The sequence below is a fragment of the Myxococcus sp. AM011 genome, assembly GCF_013372595.1.
Taxonomy (GTDB): domain Bacteria; phylum Myxococcota; class Myxococcia; order Myxococcales; family Myxococcaceae; genus Myxococcus; species Myxococcus eversor.
The window spans coordinates 1-2,054 of record NZ_JABXEM010000520.1 but is presented as its reverse complement, the minus strand read 5'-3'; the positions used below and the strand labels follow the sequence as shown (position 1 = coordinate 2,054).

The window sequence follows — 2,054 nt, the reverse complement described above, 5'->3', positions numbered from 1 at the left end:
GGACAAGAGGTTGGTGGGGTACGTGGTGTTGAGGGCGGGGGCGGCGTGGGAGCCGGAGGTGCTGAGAGAGGCGCTGGCGAGGAAGCTGCCGGAGCACATGGTGCCGCCAGCGCTGATGAAGCTGGAGGCACTGCCACTGACGCCGAGCGGGAAGCTGGCGCGAGGGAAGCTGCCGGCGCCGAACGTGGAGAGTCTGCGAGGCGCGGCGCCCTTCGTGGCTCCACGAGACGAGATGGAGACGCGGTTGGCGGAGGCGTTCGCCACGGTGCTGAAGCTGCCGCGTGTCAGCGTCACCGACAGCTTCTTCAGCATGGGCGGCCACTCCCTGCTGGCGACGCAGTTGGTGGCGCGCATCCGCTCATTGCTCAAGGCGGAGGTCCCCTTGCGGACCCTCTTCGAAGCGCCCTCTGTCGCGGCGTTGGCGAAGCGCATCGAGACGGATGTGCGGCTGCGGCCGGGAAACGCTCCTCAGTCGATGCTCGCGCGGGCGCGGGCTCGGCTCCGAATTTCAAACGAGCAGGGGGACACGGAGGAAGAGATGCTCTCTTTTGCCCAGCAGCGCCTGTGGTTCCTGGACCAGTACAGGCCCGGCAGCCCCCTCTACAACATCCCCGCCGCGCTCCGGTTGAAGGGGGACCTGGATGTGCAGGCCCTGGAGCAGGCCTTCACGGAGCTGGTGCGACGCCATCAGTCCCTGCGCACCGTCTTCCAGTCCCGCGAGGGCAAGCCGGTCCAGGTCATCTCCCTCAAAGCGCTTCCGCGGATGCGACTGCCGGTTCAGGACCTGGCGTCGCTGCCGGAGTCCGAGAAGGAAGCAGAGGCGCTGCGGCTGGTCTGGGCCGAGGCCCGACGGCCGTTCGATTTGACGCGCGGCCCCCTGCTCCGCACGGGGCTGGTGCGGCTCGACGTCCACGAGCACCTTTTGCTCGTGACGATGCACCACATCATCGCGGACGCCTGGTCCATCGCCGTACTCATCCGAGAGGTCGTCACCCTCTATGAGGCCTTCAGCGTGGGGCGGCATTCCCCGCTGTCGGAGCTGGGTCTCCAATACGTGGACTACGCCGTCCAACAGCGCGAGTGGCTCCAGGGAGACGTCCTGGAGCGGCAGCTCGCCTGGTGGAAGCGACAGCTCGAAGGGGCCCCCGCTTCGCTGGAGCTTCCCACGGACCGGCCGCGTCCCCTGGATGCTCGCAATCCGGGCACGGTGCTCAAGGTGGAGTTCTCCCGGGAGCTGACCCGGGGCCTCGTGAGTCTGTGCCAGCGCGAGGGCTCCACGCTGTTCATGGGACTGCTCGCGGGCCTCCAGGCCTTGTTGTCGCGGTACTCGGGGCAGGACGACATCTGCGTGGGTGCGCCCATCGCCGGTCGCCAGCAGATGGAGACCGAGGAGCTCATCGGCTTCTTCGTGAACACGCTGGTGCTGCGCACGAAGCTGGATGGCGACCCGACGTTCCGCGAGCTGCTGGGGCGCGTGCGCGAGACGACGCTGGGCGCGTACTCACACCAGGACCTGCCGTTCGAGAAGCTGGTGGAGGTGCTCCAGCCGGAGCGCCTGCCGGGACACACGCCGTTCTTCCAGGTGGCGATGGTGTTGCTCAACACGCCGCCCATGGAGCTGGCCACGCCGGGGCTCTCGTTCGAACACGTGGACGTGAACAGCGGCACGTCGAAGTTCGACTTCACGTTGATGCTTCGCGAGACGCCCGCCGGTCTCACGGGCACGCTGGAGTACCGCACGGACCTCTACGAGCCCGCGTCCGCCGAACGCCTCGTGGCACACCTGCAACGGCTTCTGGCGGGCGCCATCGCCAATCCGCTCCAGCGCGTGTCCGGGCTGCCGCTCGTCTCCGACGCGGACCGGCGCCTCGTGCTGGAAGCCTGGAACACCTCCGCGACGGGACCCCGCTGGGAGGTCTGCGCGCACGAGTTGGTGGAGGCGCAGGCGGCGAGGACACCGGAGGCGGTGGCGGTGGTTTTCGGAGGCGCGCGACTGACGTATGCGCAGTTGGAGAGGCGGGCGAATCAGCTGGCGTGGCACCTGGGGGCGGCGG

Annotated in this window: 1 protein-coding gene; it reads left to right on the top strand. The window is 68.5% G+C overall.

Going from position 1 to position 2,054, the window contains the following annotated elements; genetic code table 11:
• Window positions 1–2,054 (top strand): condensation domain-containing protein (locus HUW62_RS46935; RefSeq protein ID WP_255204041.1); only part of this gene is annotated, 2,054 nt, incomplete at both ends.